This is a genomic window from Pseudomonas donghuensis, assembly GCF_000259195.1.
Taxonomy (GTDB): Bacteria; Pseudomonadota; Gammaproteobacteria; order Pseudomonadales; family Pseudomonadaceae; genus Aquipseudomonas; species Aquipseudomonas donghuensis.
This window is the reverse complement of record NZ_JH650771.1, coordinates 77,965-94,441: the sequence shown is the minus strand read 5'-3', so window position 1 is coordinate 94,441 and position 16,477 is coordinate 77,965. Positions and strand designations below refer to the sequence as shown.

The 16,477-nt window shown below is 63.4% G+C and carries 17 protein-coding genes and 1 riboswitch; of the genes, 8 read left to right on the top strand and 9 right to left on the bottom strand.

Features of this window, described 5'->3' with window-relative positions; genetic code table 11:
• The first annotated feature begins 99 nt into the window (after window positions 1-99).
• Both UW3_RS0118835 and UW3_RS0118830 read left to right on the top strand, forming a co-directional pair.
• Window positions 100-897 (top strand): DUF4892 domain-containing protein, encoded by a 798-nt coding sequence (locus tag UW3_RS0118835; RefSeq protein WP_026001403.1) that lies wholly within the window; start codon window positions 100-102, stop codon window positions 895-897.
• A gap of 12 nt (window positions 898-909) precedes the next feature.
• Window positions 910-1,962: an AI-2E family transporter gene (locus UW3_RS0118830; RefSeq protein ID WP_010224634.1), complete on the top strand. Its 1,053-nt coding sequence runs from the start codon at window positions 910-912 to the stop codon at window positions 1,960-1,962.
• A 9-nt stretch (window positions 1,963-1,971) separates the two neighbouring features.
• Here the strand turns inward: UW3_RS0118830 and UW3_RS0118825 are convergent, their stop codons facing one another.
• From UW3_RS0118825 to UW3_RS27310, 9 genes are all read right to left on the bottom strand, one after another.
• Complete coding sequence (locus tag UW3_RS0118825) at window positions 1,972-2,466, bottom strand: Lrp/AsnC family transcriptional regulator (protein ID WP_010224632.1); 495 nt, start codon at window positions 2,464-2,466, stop codon at window positions 1,972-1,974.
• A 12-nt stretch (window positions 2,467-2,478) separates the two neighbouring features.
• Entirely contained in the window at window positions 2,479-3,330 is an 852-nt protein-coding gene (locus UW3_RS0118820; protein WP_010224631.1) for an ABC transporter ATP-binding protein, read from the bottom strand.
• A 3-nt stretch (window positions 3,331-3,333) separates the two neighbouring features.
• Window positions 3,334-4,047, bottom strand: coding sequence for an ABC transporter permease (locus tag UW3_RS0118815; protein ID WP_010224630.1), 714 nt, complete (start codon window positions 4,045-4,047; stop codon window positions 3,334-3,336).
• Entirely contained in the window at window positions 4,044-4,769 is a 726-nt protein-coding gene (locus tag UW3_RS0118810; protein ID WP_010224629.1) for an ABC transporter permease, read from the bottom strand. The genes UW3_RS0118815 and UW3_RS0118810 overlap by 4 nt, the downstream gene beginning before the upstream one ends.
• A gap of 75 nt (window positions 4,770-4,844) precedes the next feature.
• On the bottom strand, window positions 4,845-5,624 hold the full coding sequence (locus UW3_RS0118805; RefSeq protein ID WP_010224628.1) for an ABC transporter substrate-binding protein: 780 nt from the start codon (window positions 5,622-5,624) through the stop codon (window positions 4,845-4,847).
• 248 nt (window positions 5,625-5,872) lie between these two features.
• On the bottom strand, window positions 5,873-6,919 hold the full coding sequence (locus UW3_RS0118800) for an ornithine cyclodeaminase (RefSeq protein WP_010224627.1): 1,047 nt from the start codon (window positions 6,917-6,919) through the stop codon (window positions 5,873-5,875).
• A gap of 20 nt (window positions 6,920-6,939) precedes the next feature.
• Window positions 6,940-7,857 (bottom strand): citrulline utilization hydrolase CtlX, encoded by a 918-nt coding sequence (gene ctlX / locus UW3_RS0118795; RefSeq protein ID WP_026001401.1) that lies wholly within the window; start codon window positions 7,855-7,857, stop codon window positions 6,940-6,942.
• A 210-nt stretch (window positions 7,858-8,067) separates the two neighbouring features.
• Entirely contained in the window at window positions 8,068-8,454 is a 387-nt protein-coding gene (locus UW3_RS0118790; RefSeq protein ID WP_010224624.1) for a (2Fe-2S) ferredoxin domain-containing protein, read from the bottom strand.
• Between the two features lie 106 nt (window positions 8,455-8,560).
• Window positions 8,561-8,764: riboswitch (cobalamin riboswitch) on the bottom strand.
• 5 nt (window positions 8,765-8,769) lie between these two features.
• The gene (locus UW3_RS27310) at window positions 8,770-10,581 is read right to left on the bottom strand and encodes a sigma-54-dependent Fis family transcriptional regulator (protein WP_010224622.1); all 1,812 of its coding nucleotides are present in this window, start codon (window positions 10,579-10,581) and stop codon (window positions 8,770-8,772) included.
• Window positions 10,582-10,825: 244 nt separating this feature from the next.
• Here UW3_RS27310 and UW3_RS0118780 point away from each other — a divergent pair, with 244 nt between their 5' ends.
• From UW3_RS0118780 to UW3_RS27305, 6 genes are all read left to right on the top strand, one after another.
• Window positions 10,826-11,920, top strand: coding sequence for an ABC transporter ATP-binding protein (locus UW3_RS0118780; RefSeq protein WP_010224620.1), 1,095 nt, complete (start codon window positions 10,826-10,828; stop codon window positions 11,918-11,920).
• Complete coding sequence (locus tag UW3_RS0118775) at window positions 11,920-13,017, top strand: ABC transporter ATP-binding protein (protein ID WP_010224618.1); 1,098 nt, start codon at window positions 11,920-11,922, stop codon at window positions 13,015-13,017. Before UW3_RS0118780 ends, UW3_RS0118775 begins: the two co-directional genes overlap by 1 nt.
• Window positions 13,014-13,877 (top strand): carbohydrate ABC transporter permease, encoded by an 864-nt coding sequence (locus tag UW3_RS0118770; RefSeq protein WP_010224616.1) that lies wholly within the window; start codon window positions 13,014-13,016, stop codon window positions 13,875-13,877. The genes UW3_RS0118775 and UW3_RS0118770 overlap by 4 nt, the downstream gene beginning before the upstream one ends.
• A 9-nt stretch (window positions 13,878-13,886) precedes the next feature.
• Window positions 13,887-14,687: a carbohydrate ABC transporter permease gene (locus UW3_RS0118765; protein ID WP_010224614.1), complete on the top strand. Its 801-nt coding sequence runs from the start codon at window positions 13,887-13,889 to the stop codon at window positions 14,685-14,687.
• Between the two features lie 10 nt (window positions 14,688-14,697).
• Window positions 14,698-14,970 (top strand): DUF2160 domain-containing protein, encoded by a 273-nt coding sequence (locus tag UW3_RS0118760; protein ID WP_010224612.1) that lies wholly within the window; start codon window positions 14,698-14,700, stop codon window positions 14,968-14,970.
• A gap of 50 nt (window positions 14,971-15,020) precedes the next feature.
• On the top strand, window positions 15,021-16,477 hold a 1,457-nt coding region (locus UW3_RS27305; protein ID WP_010224610.1), incomplete at its 3' end, for an ABC transporter substrate-binding protein.

The window sequence follows — 16,477 nt, the reverse complement described above, 5'->3', positions numbered from 1 at the left end:
GTCGAGGCTTGGCGGGTTGAACAGGGAGACAACCATGAACGAGCAAGACAACGCCACATCCGTTGACCACCTTGACGCCCCGCGCTCGGTGGCGAGCCTATGAGGCTCATACTTTTTATCCAGGCCGCGATGGCCGGGCTCGGCGTTCTTGCCAGCGCGCCGTTGCTGGCCGACAGCTTGCCGGTCCCGCTGGACGCCAAGGTGGTCGATCAGCGCCCGGCGCTGGTACAGGAACGGGTCTACCCGCTGGGTGGCCTGCGCAAGATCAGCAACCAGTTGCGGGTCGAAGGCAAGATCGAAAGCCGCGGCCAGGTCAGCTCGACCACCTATGAGCTGCCGCGCGAGCGCAGCGCCAATGAAGCCTTCACCGCCGCCCGGGAAGCCTTGCAAAAGGACGGTGGCTACCCGTTGTTCTGGTGTCAGGCCCGCGATTGCGGCGAAAACAGCCTGTGGGCCAACGAGGTGTTCAAGAACCGCCTACTGTCGGGCGCCGACGAGCAACAGGCGTTCATTCTGCTGCGCCGCTCCGCCGAGCAGAACAACACCCTGGTCGCCCTGTACAGCATCACTCGCGGTAACAAGCGCGCCTACCTGCACGTCGAGGAATTCGTCGCCGACGCGCCTTTGGGCGAGCTGCTGCCAACGCCGGCAACCTTGATGCGCGAACTGCTCGACACCGGCAAGCTCGACTACCCTGACCTTGATGGCGAGCCACCAGAAGCCTGGATCAACCTGCTCGGGCGCAGCCTGAACAACAGCACCACCTTGCGCGTGAGCCTGAGCGGGGCCAAGGCCGAAGCCTGGCGCGAGCAACTGGTCAAGGCCGGGGTACGTCCGGCGCGGCTGGAAGTGGGTCAGGCCGAGACTGATGGTTTCCACGTCGAACTGATTCGTTGATCGAGAAGCATGATGCCCAATAATGACCGCCTGTTGGTGCAAATCATCCTGCTGGCGCTGCTTGGCGCCGGCCTGTGGGTGATGGCACCGTTTATCTCGGCGCTGCTCTGGGGCGCCATCCTGGCCTATGCCAGCTGGCCGCTGATGCGCCTGTTGACCCGCCTGCTCGGCGGCCGCGAAACCCTGGCGGCAGGCTTGCTGACCAGTTTGTGGATCCTGCTGGTGGCGTTGCCGCTGGTGTGGCTGGGCTTCAACCTGGCCGATCACATTCGTGATGCCACCGCCTTCGTACGCGACGTGCAGGTCGACGGCCTGCCCGATGCGCCCGTTTGGCTGGGTAGCGTGCCGTTCGTGGGCGGGCGTCTGGTCGGCATGTGGGACACCATCGACCAGCAGGGCGCGGCGTTACTGACGGCGATCAAGCCGTACCTCGGCCAGGTCGGCAACTGGCTGCTGGCGCGCAGCGCGCAGATCGGCAGCGGCATTCTCGAGCTGACCCTGAGCCTGGTCTTCGTGTTCTTCTTCTACCGGGACGGGCCACGGCTGGCGGCGTTTGTGCTGCGCCTGCTGGACCGGCTGATCGGCGAGCGTGGTGAGTATTACCTGGACCTGGTCGCCGGCACAGTGCAACGGGTCGTCAACGGTGTGATCGGTACGGCAGCGGCGCAGGCCGTGCTGGCGCTGATCGGCTTCCTGATTGCCGGGGTACCGGGGGCACTGGTGCTGGCAATCGTCACCTTCATGCTCAGCCTGATCCCCATGGGCCCACCGCTGGCCTGGGTGCCGGCCACCGCCTGGCTGGCCTGGCAGGGTGAGTACGGCATGGCGGTGTTCCTCGGCCTCTGGGGGACTTTCATCATCAGCGGCGTCGACAACGTGCTCAAACCCTACCTGATCAGCCGTGGCGGCAACCTGCCGCTGGTGATCGTCCTGCTCGGGGTGTTTGGCGGCCTGCTGGCCTTCGGCTTTATCGGCCTGTTCATCGGCCCGACCTTGCTGGCGGTGGCCTACAGCCTGTTGCTGGACTGGTCGCGCAGCGGGCCGGTGGCGCCGCCGCGTACCTGATTGGCGGGTTTAGAGCTGCGGGGCGGTGTTCTTGACCACCGCCAGCTCCGGGTGGGCGACCAGCTTGTCGATGTGCAGCTCGTCGTTGTTCATCCAGGTCTCGGTCAGCACCCGGTAGTGCTCCATGTCACGGCAGCGCATGCGCAGGCTGTAATCGAAGTGGCCACTGATCAGCTGGCAGTCGAACACCTGCGGACAGGCGCGCACGCAGGCCTCAAAAGCCTTTTGCGCGGCGCGCCCGCTCTGGTTGGAGAGGGCCACCAGCACCAGCAGTGACAACCCCGGCGAGACCATCTGCACATCGATGATTGCGCCATAGCCGCGAATCACCCCGCGCCGTTCCAGCTTGCGCACCCGTTCCAGGCACGGGCGTGGGGTGAGGTGCACCAGCGATGAGAGCTTTTCATAGGTGATGCGCCCGTTATGGCGCAAGACATCGATGATCGCTTCGTCGATCCGGTCCAGGGGCGGCGTGGTCTGTGGGCTGTTGACCTTGGTATCCATGCAGGTTCGGCTTCACTTCAAACGGTTGGAAAGAAATTGCTGCAGGCGCTCGCTCTGCGGCTGGTCAAGTATCTCGGCGCTTCCCTGTTCCTCGACCCGGCCCTGATGCAGGAACAGCACCTGGCTCGACACCTGACGGGCAAAGCCCATCTCGTGGGTGACCATGAGCATGGTACGACCTTCCTCGGCCAGCGTCTGTATGACTTTCAGCACTTCGCCGACCAGCTCCGGGTCCAGGGCCGAGGTCGGTTCATCGAAGAGGATGATTTCCGGCTCCATGGCCAGCGCCCGGGCAATCGCCACCCGCTGTTGCTGGCCGCCGGAAAGAAACGCCGGGTACTGGTCGGCGGCGCGGGCCGGCAGACCGACCTTGTCCAGGTACTTGCGCGCCCGGGCTTCGGCTTCCTGGCTACTGACCCCGAGCACCCGCCGCGGTGCCATGCAGATGTTCTCCAGCACGGTCATGTGGCTCCACAGGTTGAAATGCTGGAAGACCATGGCCAGGCGCGTGCGCAGGTTCTGCAGCTGCGCCGGGTGCGGCGCCCGGGCACCGGCCCGGCCCTGGCGCATTTCGATCGTTTGGTTGTCGAGGGTGATGACCCCGGCATCGGGCTGCTCGAGAAAGTTGATGCAGCGCAGCATGGTGCTCTTGCCCGAGCCGCTGGCGCCGATCAGGCTGATCACGTCGCCTTTGCGCGCCTGCAGTGAGACGCCCTTGAGCACTTCATGCTCACCATAGCGCTTGTGCAGGTCGGCGACGCTCAGCTTGACCGTGGCATCGGCGCCAATGCTGGCAATGCGCGGGGTGGGGCGGCTGCTGTGGGTGTGCTCGGCGGTTGCCAGGGCGTGTACGGTAGTGGTCATGAGTTAGCCTCGGGCAGGAACAAGAAAGCCCATCCAGCGTCGCTCGGCCAGGCGAAACAGCCCGACCAGCGCGAAGGACAGCAACATGTACAGCAGCGCCGCCGTTCCGAAGGCCTGGAAGGTCAGGAAGGTGGCGGCGTTGGCATCGCGGGCGACCTTGAGGATGTCGGCGATGGTGGCGGTGAAGGCCAGCGAGGTGGCGTGCAGCATCAGGATCAGTTCGTTGCTGTAGGCCGGCAGCGAACGCCGCAGGGCCGCTGGCAGCACCACGAACAGGTTCAGCTTCCAGCCATGCAGGCCATAGGCCTGGGCCGCTTCGATCTCGCCATGGGGGATGTTGCGAATCGCCCCGGCGAAAATTTCCACGGTATAGGCGCAGGTGTTGAGCACGAAGGCCAGCAGGGTGCAGTTCAGCGCGTTGCGAAAGAACTGGTCGAGCAGGGCGTGATCGCGCACCACCTCCAGCCCGTACAGGCCGGTGTAGCAGATCAGCAACTGGATATACAGCGGCGTGCCGCGGAACACGAAGGTGTAGAACTCCACCGGCCAGCGCAGCCACAGGCTGCGCGACACCCGCGCCAGGGCCAGCGGCAACGACAGGAAAAAGCCCAGGACCATGGTGATGACGAACAGCCACAGGGTCATGGCCAGCCCGGACATCCCGGCGCCATCGTTGTAGAGGTAGGCCTGGCCGTATTGCTCAAAGAGTTCGATCATCGTGCCAGCCCCTTGATGCCGGTGTTGTAACGCCGCTCCAGGTGCTTGAACAAGCGGTTGGAGAGGGTGGTGATCAGCAGGTACACAAGCCCGGCGATGATCAGAAAGTACAGGGTGTTGTTGGTGGACTTGCCGGCGTTCTGCGCAGCCTTGACCAGGTCGGCCAGGCCAATGATCGACACCAGCGCGGTGGACTTGAGCAGCACCAGCCAGTTGTTGCCAAGGCCCGGCAGGGCGAAGCGCATCAGTTGCGGGAACAGCACCAGGCGAAAGCGTTGCGCGGTGCTCAAGCCGTAGGCCGTGGCGGCCTCCAGTTGTCCGGCTGGGACGCTGAGGATCGCGCCGCGAAAGTTCTCGGTGAAGTAGGCACCATAGATAAAGCCCAGGGTGATGACCCCGGCAGTAAACGGATCGATCTCGAAGTAGTCCCAGCCGAGCAGGTCGGTCAGGTCGTTGAGCCACAGTTGCAGGGTGTAGAAGATCAGCAGGATCAGCACCAGGTCCGGCACGCTGCGAATCAGGGTGGTGTACAGGGTTGCCGGCACCCGCAGCAACGTGTGCCGCGAGAGCTTGGCGCTGGCGCCGAACAGGCCCAGGGCCAGGCTCAGGGCTAGCGACAGCAGCGCCAGTTTCAGGGTCATCCAGGTCCCTTGCAGCAACAGCGGGCCGAAGCCCTGCAAGCTTAGGGCCTGCCAGCCATGGGAGTGAAGGAAGTCGTTCACGGGAAAAATCTCGGTAGGACGCAGGGCAAATGCGACCGTGATCAGCTCAGGGCGAACTGATCACGACGGCACGGCTTACTCGTTGTAGATATCCAGGTCGCCGACGTACTTCTTCTGGATTTCGGCGAAAGTGCCATCGGCGTGCACCGCGGCGATACCTTTGTCGAGCAGGGCCTTGAGCTCGCTGTCGTTCTTGCGCAGGCCCATGGCGATATCCAGTGGCAGGGTCGGGTCCTTGATCGCCGGGCCGCTCTTGAAGTCGGTGCCTTCGGGCTTGGTGAGGAAGTTCAGCTGCGCTTCGAGCTTGTCGGTCAGAGTGGCATCGAGGCGGCCGTTGATCAGGTCGGCGTAGTTCTGGTCCTGGGACTGGTAGGCCTTGACCTGGGCCCCCAGCGGCGCCAGCTTGGCGCGGGCGTAGGCTTCTTGCAGCGAGCCTTGCAGTACGCCAACCTGCTTGCCCTTGAGCGATTCTGGGGTGTCGCCGAAATCGGCGTTCTTGCGCACGATGACCGAGGTCGGGCTGAGGAACAGCCGGGCGCTGAAGTCGATCTGTTTCTGCCGCGCCGGGGTCACCGCCATCGACGACATGATCGCGTCGAACTTGCGTGCCCGCAGGGCCGGGATCATGCCGTCGAATTCATTGTGCACCCAGGTGCACTTGACCTGCAGCTTGGCGCAGATGGCGTTGCCCAGCTCGATGTCGAAGCCTTGCAGGCTGCCATCGGCGGCAACGGATTCAAAAGGAGGGTATTCGGGGTAGACGCCGAAACGGATCTCGGTCCATTCCTTGGCCTGCACCGCACTTGCGCACAGTGGCAGGAGCAGCACGCTGAGGAGCTTTCGCAGCGAAGTCATATGAGTATCCCTGAGTTTTATAGTTGATGTAGGGCAGTGGTGCGCTTCTGGTCTTTTAGTGACTATCGGGTCGGGCTCAGAATGCGCGATGACGACGTTTTTTTTGTGTCGTTTGCGCCGGCGTCGGCTGCCGGATTTTGCTGTTAACGCGTGTATTGCAGCCGAATCGGCTGAAGCACCTCCTGTTTAGGCTTCGCATGCAGCAGTTTCCGATCTGCCGCGCCGTAGCGCAGCAGAATCGGTCGGCCTCAGGCGCGTTTTTTCTGCAGGTTTTCAACCGGTGCGCGCAGCAGCGCGAACAGGTCTTTGGGGTCCTTGAGTTCCGGCACCAGGGCGATCTCGCTGCCGATGTCCAGCGCCTTGGCCACATCCAGCACATAACGCAGCGCCGAGTAATCTTCGAGGGCGAAGCCGACCGAGTCGAACAGGGTCACTTGCTCGGCGTTCTCGCGGCCGGCCACCTGGCCGTTGACCACCTGCCAGAACTCGGTGGTCGGCGAGTCGGCGGGCATTTGCTGGATTTCGCCTTCGATGCGGCTTTGCGGTTCGTACTCGACGATCACCCGCGCGCGTTCGACGATTTCGCGGTGCAGCTCGGTCTTGCCCGGGCAGTCGCCACCGACAGCATTGAGGTGCATGCCCGGCTCGATCATGTCCGGGGTGAGGATGGTGGCGTAGGCCTTGTCGGCGGTCACCGTGGTGACGATGTCGGCACCGCGCACCGCGTCGGCGACGGAGCCGGCGACGCTCACCTTGATTGCCGGGAAGGCGCTGAGGTTGGCCACCAGCTTGGCACTGGCTTGTGGGTCCAGGTCGTACAGGCGGATGTCGTCGATGCCTAGCAGGGCGTGGAAGGCCAGGGCCTGGAACTCGCTTTGCGAGCCGTTGCCGATCAGCGCCATGCTGCGGCTGTCCTTGCGCGCCAGGTAGCGGGCGGCCAGGGCCGAAGTGGCGGCGGTACGGATGGCGGTGGTCAGGGTCATTTCGCTGAGCAGTACCGGCGCGCCGGTATCGACGTCGCCCAGAGCGCCGAAGGCCATCACCGTGAGCATGCCGCGCTGGGTGTTTTTCGGGTGGCCGTTGACGTACTTGAAGGCGTACAGGTTGGCGTCGGACACCGGCATCAGCTCGATCACGCCATCGGGCGAATGGTTGGCCAGGCGTGCGCATTTTTCGAAGTCGTGCCAGCGCAGGTAGTCCTCACGGATGTAATCGGCCATCTCGCTGATGCAGGTGCTCAGGCCTTTGCGGACCACCAGGCGGCTGAGGTCGGTAACGTCGATATAGCGGGTCATGATGAACTCCTTTGTTGTAATCAGTGACGGACGGGCAGGTGCACTTCTGCGAGCATGCAGCGCGCGCTGCCGCCGCCGATGCGCTCGATGTGGTCGATGTTCACCACCACCGGGTGGCTGTGCTGCTCCACCTGCCGGCGTTGTTCGGGCCTGAGCGAGCGCCAGGCACTGCGCGACATCACCAGCAGCGGCTGGCCTTGCTTGTCATGGACTTCAAGCATGTTGCCGGCGAAGCCTTCGAGCTGGTCGAAGTCCAGGGCCAGGATGTCCTTGCCGGTGTCGCGCAGCGAATGCTCCAGGGCGCGGCGTTCATCGGCCTCGGGCAGCGCCTGCAGGCAGACCACCGAGAGCCCGCGGCCGACGCTCATCATCACGTTGCTGTGATAGATCGGTGCCTGGTGGCGGTCGACGGCGTGGAACAGGCACAGGCGATAGTCGAGCTGTTCGGCGAACAGGCGCAGGGCCTGGGTGTGGGTGCGTCCGGAATGGCAGGCGTAGCTGATCCGGTGCTCGCGATCCAGGACCATGCTGCCGGTCCCTTCCAGATACATACTCTGCTGTTCAAGGGGGCTCAGATCGATGGTCTGACGAACGGCAAAACGTTCCTCGAGCACCTTGAGTACGCCCTTGTTGCGCTCCAGGCGGCGGTTCTGGCCTTCCATCGGGTAGAGCACCAGGCTGCCGTCGGCGTGGCTGCTCCACCAGTTGTTGGGGAAGATCGAATCAGGGGTGTGCGGCGCCGGGGTGTCCTGCACCACCAGCACTTCGACGCCGTGCTGGCGCAGGGTGTCGACGTAACCATCGAACTCTTCCAGCGCTTTCTGCTGTGCTTGCTCCGGCTCTAGCAGGGCCTGCTGGAAGCGGTTGTTGAGGGCGGTATCCGGGTTGAAGGCGAACCGCGCCGGGCGGATCATCAAGACTGTATTTGTTGTTTGCATCGAGGCACGCATCCGGGGTTGGCTGTGTGCTTATTGTCGACGTGATCAATGATAAATCCCGGCTGAAGCGCGTTGGGCGCTCAGCCGGTAAAGCTGAAGTAGTGGGTTATACAGCGGAATCTGCTGTGACGACTCAAGGTGGGTCTTGCTTAAAGGCCCGCAGCTGCCGCGCCAGGCTCAGCACGGCCAGCAAGCTGGCGCCGAACCACCTCATGACACCTGGCCATTGAGCAGCAGATCGGGCACCGGCTGGCCCTCGATCAGGTGTTCGCGCACCAGCCGTTGCGCGTCTTCGGCGTTGGCCACCCGGTACCAGCAACGGTCCGGATACACCGTCAGCACTGGGCCGAGGTTGCAGGGGAACTGGCAATGGCTGCGGGTCAGCAGCACGCCGTCAGTGGTTTCGATACGATTGGCCACCAGCAGCTCGCGGCGCAGGACTCTCCACAGCGGCAGGGCACCGCGTTGCACGCAGCGAGGGCCGGTGCAGAGCATCACGTGGCGGGTATGCTCGGGGATCTGCGACCACTCGGGCTTGCTCTGGATTTCATCTTCGGCGACGCGGCCGCGGCGACGCTTGGGGGTTGTTGCTGTCATGGACTTCTCGAAAAACATTCGCGAAGCGCACAGGAGGGCCCCAGCCAACACGCGCCAGGCAGCCGGCTCGTGCCCGCCCTCCGCAGGTTTGCCTAAATGACTGCATGCAGTCGTGGGGCTTCAGGCCGGTCTCCGGGCTTGCGAGGCTTGAAGCCATTCGCCTTCCCATGCCTGTGGGCACAGTGGCGGGTTGAATGCTTCACTCGCTTACCGTTGCGGGGGCAGCGCCGGACTGGTCGATAACGACGCACCGGCTTCCCGTTTCACCTGACGCACGGCGGCGGCAGGCACCTGAAACTGGCAGGCATCTGACCATCAGCCCAGGCGTTCGTCAACTGTGCCGGCCTGGCCCTGGGCGTGCAGCCGCTTGTACAGGGTGGTGCGGCTGATGCCCAGGGCCCGGGCCAGGGCCGAGATATTGCCGTTGAGGCCTTGCAGGCGCTGGCCGAGGTCGTCAGCGCTAGCTGGTGACGGCAACACGGGGGGCTGCGGCCTGGAGGCGGGCAGGTCGGCAAAGAAACTGTCCGGCAGATGCTCCACAGCAATCGGCCGCCCGCCCGCCAGCGCCAGCGCCACCTGAAGCACGCTGGCCAGCTGGCGCAGGTTGCCCGGCCAGGGATGCTGGAGCAGCAGTTCCAGCACCTTGCCGGGCAGTTGCGTCGGCGCCCCGGGCTCGCGGTACTGCTGGTGGAGCTGCTCGATCAGGGCCAGGCGGTCGCTGCGTTCGCGCAAGGGCGGCAGCATCAGGCTGAGGCCGGCGATGCGGTAGTACAGGTCCTGGCGAAAGTGGCCCAGACGTACTTGGTTGGCGAGGTTCTGGTTGGTCGCCGAGACCACGCGGATATCCACCGGGGTCGGTTCACCGCTGCCCAATGGCTGGATGTTGCGGGTCTGCAGAAAGCGCAGCAGGCGTGCCTGGGTCGGCAGCGGCATGTCACCGATTTCATCGAGAAACAGGATGCCCCGGTCGGCCTTGCGGATCAGGCCGATGTTGCCCTTGTGATGGGCGCCGGTGAATGCGCCTTTCTCGTAGCCGAACAGCTCCGACTCGACCAGCTCGGCCGGAATCGCTGCGCAGTTCACCGCAATCAACGGCTGGCCGGCGCGGCTGCTGGCGCGGTGCAGGGCATTGACGAAGACTTCCTTGCCGGCTCCGGTTTCGCCCTCGATCAATAGCGCAATGTCCTTTTCCAGCAACAACCCGGCCTGGTGCAGGGCCTTGTCGATACGCGGGTCGCAGGTGGTTTGTGCATGGCTGACCGGTGTGGCCCGCGGGGTTTGGGTGGGGGCATGCAGCAGGCAATGAAAACGGTTGCGCCCGGTCACCTGCACGGCGAACGGTTGCTCTGCGCTGTGGCCGAGCAGTTGCACCAGGGGCGTCCTGAACAACTGCTCCAGGTTCAGTTGCAACGGATTCTGGCCGAGCAAACTGTCGGCCCGGCGATTGGCCGCCAGCACCCGGCCCTGGTCATCGAACACCAGCAGCCCGGCCCATTGGCTGTCGAGGTTGTTGGCGCCGGTATTGAAGCTCAGTTGCCGGTAATCCCCGGCAAAGCGCGCCAGGATCAGGCGGTTCTCCAGGCTCTGGCTCATCATCCGCACCAGGCCCTGGGTTTGCGCCGCCGGCAGGTAGCTGTCGCTGGACACATCGAGTACGCCGATCAACTGGCGCTCGGCGTCGAACAAGGGGGCGGCGGCGCTGGCCATGAAGCGGTTGAGCTTGAGGAAGTGCTCGTCCTGGCTGACATGCACCGCCTCGCCGGTAGCCAGGGCGGTGCCGATGGCATTGGTGCCCACCCCTTGTTCCCGCCAGCAGGCGCCGGCGACAAAGCCGTGGCGCTGACGCGGCTCGATAAAGCGGCGGGTGCCCCAGGCATCGAGCAACTGGCCCAGATGGTCGCTGAGCATGATCAGGTAACTGGAGTTGCCGAGCAGGTGCGCGTATTGCGGCAGCACCTCGTCGCGGGTGGTGCCCAGCAGTGAATGCTCGCGTTCGAGCAGTTCGCTGACCTGGGCGGCGGATGCTTCGCCGAACTGCGGTTGTGACTGGTGATCCAGGCCGTAGGCGCGGCAGCGCTGCCAGGAGGCCTGGATCAGTTGCGCATGGGCGCTAGTGGATGCGGCCATGGCCCCGTCCTCTGCCGGTGGCAGTGTTGTTGTTTTTGTCTGATCCAGTGTTGTTCAGTCCTGTTCATTGTCAATGTCGCGGCTGTTCAACTGTGCAGCGAAAGCTGTTCATTTCTGTTCAGGTGTGAACCCTGGCCATCGGTCAATTCGCTGAAATGCTTTTGCCGGCAAAGGCTTGGCAACCGCTGGCACGAATCTGGCTCTGCCTTGTGCGCCTGCTCGATAACAACAAGAAGGCCGCGCCATGTCGCTCACGCTCGAACATGTCAGCCGTACCGTGGATAACCAGGTGTGCATCGACGATGCCTGCCTGAGCTTCGAGCCCGGCTCGTTCAATGTGCTGCTCGGCCGCACCCTGGCCGGCAAGACCAGCCTCATGCGCCTGATGGCCGGGCTTGATCGGCCGGACCGTGGCCGGGTGCTGATGAATGGCGAAGATGTCACCGGCCGCCCGGTACGCCAGCGCAATGTGTCGATGGTCTATCAGCAGTTCATCAACTACCCGACCCTGAGCGTGTTCGAGAACATTGCCTCACCCTTGCGCCAGGCGCGCATGGCCGAAGCGCTGATCCGCGAGAAAGTCCAGCAGACCGCGCAGATGCTGCGTATCGAGCCGTTTCTGCAACGCTTGCCGCTGGAGCTGTCGGGCGGTCAGCAGCAACGCACGGCCATGGCCCGGGCACTGGTCAAGGACGCCGAACTGATCCTGTTCGATGAACCGCTGGTGAACCTCGACTACAAGCTGCGCGAAGAGCTGCGCCAGGAGATGCGCGAGCTGTTCGCCGCCCGCCATTGCATTGCCGTGTACGCCACCACCGAACCCAACGAAGCCCTGGCCCTGGGCGGCACCACCACCATCCTCCATGAAGGGCGCATCGTGCAGAGCGGGCCCACTGCCCAGGTCTATCACCAGCCGCGCACGGTACTGGCCGCCGAGCTGTTTTCCGAGCCGCCGATCAATCTGATGCCTGGGCGTATCAGCGGCAATGAGGTGAGTTTTGCCGGCGCCGTGCATTTCGCCATGAACGCCGATCTGCGCCGCATTGGCGATGGCGACTACCGCTTCGGCGTGCGCCCGAGCCATATCAGCCTGGTGCCGTCCAACGACGATGACCTGGAGCTGGCAGTGCTGGTGGAACTGGCGGAAATCAGCGGCTCGGAAACCTTCCTGCATGTGCGCAACGAGCACTTTCGCCTGGTCCTGCACCTGCCCGGCGTGCACGAGTACCACGTCGATGCGCCGATCCGGGTGTTCATCCCCACCCACAAGCTGTTTGTCTTCGACACCGCCGGGCAACTGGTGCAGGCGCCGGGCCTGCGTGAAGCGAGGGTCGCCTGATGGCCGAGATTCGCCTGCAACAGCTGGCGCACAGCTACAGCCGTGACCCGCAGGGCGCTGACGACTATGCCTTGCGCGAGCTCGAACATGTCTGGGAGCAGGGCGGTGCCTATGCCTTGCTCGGGCCTTCGGGGTGCGGCAAATCCACGTTGCTCAATATCATTTCCGGGCTGCTCAGCCCGTCCCAGGGCCAGGTATTGTTTGATGGCAAGGTGGTCAACGCGCTGTCGCCGCAGGCACGCAACATCGCCCAGGTGTTTCAGTTCCCGGTGGTCTACGACACCATGACAGTGTTCGACAACCTGGCCTTTGCGCTGCGCAACCAGGGCCTGGATGAAGCGCGCATCGGCAAGAAGGTGGCAGAGATCGCCGAGGTGCTCGACCTGGGTAACCTGTTGAAGAAGAAAGCCCGCAACCTCAGCGCCGATGAGAAGCAGAAGGTCTCCATGGGCCGCGGCCTGGTGCGCGACGACGTCTCGGCGATCCTCTTCGACGAGCCGCTGACGGTGATCGACCCGCACCTTAAATGGAAGCTGCGGCGCAAGCTCAAGCAGATCCATGAGCAGTTCAACATCACCATGATCTACGTCACCCACGATCAGCTCGAAGCCTCGACCTTCGCTGACAAGATCGCGGTGATGTATCGCGGGCAGATCGTCCAGTTCGGCACCCCCCGCGAGTTGTTCGAACGGCCGCGCCACACCTTTGTCGGCTACTTCATCGGCAGCCCGGGGATGAACCTGATCCCGGTGCAGGTGCAGCCCGGCGGGGTCGGTTTTGCCGGCATCCATCTGCCATTGCCTGGGGATCTGCAGGAGCGCCTGGCGGCGAGCAACACCACGCACCTGCAGGTGGGCATCCGCCCGGAATTCGTCCAGGTCTGGGACGCGCCGTTCGACGAAGGCTTCAGCGCCAGGGTGGTGGATGTCGAAGACCTGGGGACCTACAAGATCCTCACCCTCGACCTGCAGGGCGTGCCGCTCAAGGTGCGCCTGGGCGAGGACCGTGCGCTGCCCGAAGGCCAGGCCTGGATCAGTTTTCCGGCGCAGTGGCTGATGCTCTATGCCGATGACGTGCTGCTGGAGGCCCGGCCATGAACAAGGTGCCCAACAACAAGGCCTGGTGGCTGGTGCTGCCGGTGTTTTTGCTGGTGGCCTTCAGCGCCGTGGTACCGATGATGACCGTGGTCAACTACTCGGTGCAGGACATTTTCGACCAGTCCAGCCGCTACTTCGTTGGCGCCGACTGGTACCGCCAGGTGCTGCAGGACCCGCGCCTGCACGACTCCCTGCTGCGCCAGTTCATCTACTCGGCCTGCGTGCTGCTGATCGAAATCCCCCTGGGGATCGCTATCGCCCTGACCATGCCGACCAAGGGCCGCTGGTCGTCCTTGTGCCTGATCGTCATGGCCATTCCGCTGCTGATCCCGTGGAACGTGGTCGGCACCATCTGGCAGATTTTCGGCCGCGCCGATATCGGCCTGCTCGGTGCTTCACTCAACCAGCTGGGCATCAACTACAACTATGCCGCCAACACCATGGACGCCTGGGTCACGGTGCTGGTGATGGACGTCTGGCACTGGACCTCGCTGGTGGCGCTGCTGTGTTACTCCGGCCTGCGCGCAATCCCCGACGTGTATTACCAGGCGGCGCGCATCGACCGCGCTTCGGCCTGGGCGGTGTTCCGGCATATCCAGTTGCCGAAGATGAAGAACGTGCTGTTGATCGCGGTGATGCTGCGCTTCATGGACAGCTTCATGATCTACACCGAGCCGTTCGTGCTCACCGGTGGCGGGCCGGGCAATGCCACCACCTTCCTCAGCCAGACCCTGACGCAGATGGCGGTCGGGCAGTTCGACCTGGGACCTGCGGCGGCGTTTTCGCTGGTGTACTTCCTGATCATTCTGCTGGTGTCGTGGCTGTTCTATACCGCCATGACCCACGCCGACAAACAGTAGGGGCCGCCCATGAACCTGCGCAAGACGCTGCCGCTGCTGCTGTACATCCTGTTCCTGCTGGTACCGATCTACTGGCTGCTGAACATGTCGTTCAAGAGCAACACCGAGATCCTCGGTGGCCTGACCCTGTGGCCGCAGAACTTCACCTTCGACAACTACCGGGTGATCTTCACCGACCCCAGTTGGTACAGCGGCTACATCAACTCGCTGTACTACGTGTGCCTGAACACGGTGATCTCCCTGAGCGTGGCCTTGCCGGCAGCCTATGCCTTCTCGCGCTACCGCTTTCTTGGCGACAAGCACCTGTTCTTCTGGCTGCTGACCAACCGCATGGCGCCACCGGCAGTGTTTCTCCTGCCGTTCTTCCAGCTGTATTCGTCCATCGGCCTGTTCGATACGCACATTGCCGTGGCATTGGCCCACTGCCTGTTCAACGTTCCGCTGGCGGTGTGGATTCTCGAAGGCTTCATGTCCGGAGTACCGAAGGAAATTGACGAAACCGCCTACATCGACGGCTACAGCTTCCCGCGGTTCTTCGTGAAGATCTTCGTGCCGCTGATTGGCTCCGGCATCGGCGTCACGGCGTTTTTCTGCTTCATGTTTTCCTGGGTCGAACTGCTGCTGGCACGCACCCTGACCTCGGTGAACGCCAAGCCGATTGCCGCGGTGATGACCCGAACGGTGTCGGCCTCGGGGATCGACTGGGGCGTGCTGGCCGCTGCCGGGGTACTGACCATTCTGCCGGGCATGCTGGTGATCTGGTTTGTCCGTAACCATGTCGCCAAGGGCTTTGCCCTGGGCCGGGTCTGAGGAGCGCGCTATGGACTGGATGGCCTGGACTTTGCCAACAGCGATCTTCTTCGCCTCGATCGGCCTGTTGCTGCTGGGCATGACGCTGCATGAGCTGCGTCGGCCGTGCGTCGAGCGTCGTGGTTTTCTGCCGATCGCCACCAGCCGTGGTGACCGGTTGTTCATTGGTTTGCTGGTCAGCGCTTACCTGCACCTGCTGGTAATCGGGCTCAGCGACTGGAACCTGTGGGTAGCCTCGCTGCTGTCCCTGGCCTGGCTGTTGGTGGTGATGCGCTGGGGTTAGCCGAGGGCAATCGGCACGGCTCCGGGAAAATACTCAATCGGGAGATCACAATGTTCGACAACAACAAGAACCGGCGACATTTGACCCTCGCAGCCCTGCTGGTGCTTGGCAGCTTTCACGCCAGTGCCTGGGCCGATGCCTATGAAGATGCCGCCAAGAAGTGGATCGGCAGCGAGTTCAAGCCTTCGACCCTGACTCCCGAGCAGCAGCTTGAAGAGTTGAAGTGGTTCATCAAGGCGTCCGAGCCGTTTCGCGGGATGAAGATCAACGTGGTGTCGGAAACCATCGCCACCCATGAGTACGAGGCCAAGGTGCTGGCCAAGGCTTTCAGCGAGATCACCGGGATCAAGCTGACCCACGACTTGCTGCAGGAAGGCGACGTGGTGGAAAAACTGCAGACGCAGATGCAGTCGGACAAGAATATCTACGACGGTTGGGTCAATGATTCCGACCTGATCGGTACCCACCTTCGCTATGGTAAGACCGAATCCATCACCGACCTGATGGCCAACGAAGGCAAGGACTACACCTCGCCGACCCTGGACCTTAAGGACTTTATCGGCATCTCCTTCACCACCGCGCCGGACGGCAAGATCTATCAGCTGCCTGACCAGCAGTTCGCCAACCTCTACTGGTTCCGCGCCGACTGGTTCGACCGCCCCGACCTCAAGGCCAAGTTCAAGGAAAAGTACGGCTACGAGCTGGGCGTGCCGGTGAACTGGTCAGCTTATGAAGACATCGCCAAGTTCTTCAGCGAGGACGTCAAGGAAATCGACGGCAAGCGCGTTTACGGGCACATGGACTACGGCAAGAAAGACCCGTCGCTGGGCTGGCGCTTCACCGATGCCTGGTTCTCCATGGCCGGTGGTGGCGACAAGGGCCTGCCCAACGGCTTGCCGGTGGATGAATGGGGCATTCGCGTCGAAGACTGCCACCCGGTCGGCTCCAGCGTTACCCGTGGCGGCGACACCAATGGCCCGGCTGCGGTCTACGCCACGCAAAAATATGTCGACTGGATGCGCGCCTATGCGCCGCCAGAGGCCCAGGGCATGACTTTCTCCGAATCCGGGCCGGTGCCGTCCCAGGGCAACATCGCCCAGCAGATCTTCTGGTACACCGCCTTTACCGCCGACATGACCAAGCCAGGCCTGCCGGTGATGAACGCCGACGGCACGCCGAAGTGGCGCATGGCGCCATCGCCCAAGGGGCCGTACTGGGAGGAGGGCATGAAGCTTGGCTATCAGGATGCCGGCTCCTGGACCTTCCTCAAGTCGACGCCAGAGAAGCAGCGCCTGGCCGCCTGGCTATACGCCCAGTTCGTTACCTCCAAGACCGTCTCGCTGAAAAAGACCATTGTCGGGCTGACGCCGATCCGCGAGTCGGACATCAACTCCCAGGCCATGACCGATCTTGCGCCCAAGCTCGGTGGGCTGGTGGAGTTTTACCGCAGCCCGGCGCGGGTGCAATGGACTCCGACCGGCACCAACGTGCCGGACTACCCGCGGCT

Bases quoted from the DNA above. Each gene is read 5' to 3' on its own strand.
- UW3_RS0118835 (WP_026001403.1), top strand. From the start codon at position 100: ATGAGGCTCATACTTTTTATCCAGGCCGCGATGGCCGGGCTCGGCGTT.
- UW3_RS0118830 (WP_010224634.1), top strand. From the start codon at position 910: ATGCCCAATAATGACCGCCTGTTGGTGCAAATCATCCTGCTGGCGCTG.
- UW3_RS0118825 (WP_010224632.1), bottom strand. From the start codon at position 2,466: ATGGATACCAAGGTCAACAGCCCACAGACCACGCCGCCCCTGGACCGG.
- UW3_RS0118820 (WP_010224631.1), bottom strand. From the start codon at position 3,330: ATGACCACTACCGTACACGCCCTGGCAACCGCCGAGCACACCCACAGC.
- UW3_RS0118815 (WP_010224630.1), bottom strand. From the start codon at position 4,047: ATGATCGAACTCTTTGAGCAATACGGCCAGGCCTACCTCTACAACGAT.
- UW3_RS0118805 (WP_010224628.1), bottom strand. From the start codon at position 5,624: ATGACTTCGCTGCGAAAGCTCCTCAGCGTGCTGCTCCTGCCACTGTGC.
- UW3_RS0118800 (WP_010224627.1), bottom strand. From the start codon at position 6,919: ATGACCCGCTATATCGACGTTACCGACCTCAGCCGCCTGGTGGTCCGC.
- ctlX (WP_026001401.1), bottom strand. From the start codon at position 7,857: ATGCAAACAACAAATACAGTCTTGATGATCCGCCCGGCGCGGTTCGCC.
- UW3_RS0118790 (WP_010224624.1), bottom strand. From the start codon at position 8,454: ATGACAGCAACAACCCCCAAGCGTCGCCGCGGCCGCGTCGCCGAAGAT.
- UW3_RS27310 (WP_010224622.1), bottom strand. From the start codon at position 10,581: ATGGCCGCATCCACTAGCGCCCATGCGCAACTGATCCAGGCCTCCTGG.
- UW3_RS0118780 (WP_010224620.1), top strand. From the start codon at position 10,826: ATGTCGCTCACGCTCGAACATGTCAGCCGTACCGTGGATAACCAGGTG.
- UW3_RS0118775 (WP_010224618.1), top strand. From the start codon at position 11,920: ATGGCCGAGATTCGCCTGCAACAGCTGGCGCACAGCTACAGCCGTGAC.
- UW3_RS0118770 (WP_010224616.1), top strand. From the start codon at position 13,014: ATGAACAAGGTGCCCAACAACAAGGCCTGGTGGCTGGTGCTGCCGGTG.
- UW3_RS0118765 (WP_010224614.1), top strand. From the start codon at position 13,887: ATGAACCTGCGCAAGACGCTGCCGCTGCTGCTGTACATCCTGTTCCTG.
- UW3_RS0118760 (WP_010224612.1), top strand. From the start codon at position 14,698: ATGGACTGGATGGCCTGGACTTTGCCAACAGCGATCTTCTTCGCCTCG.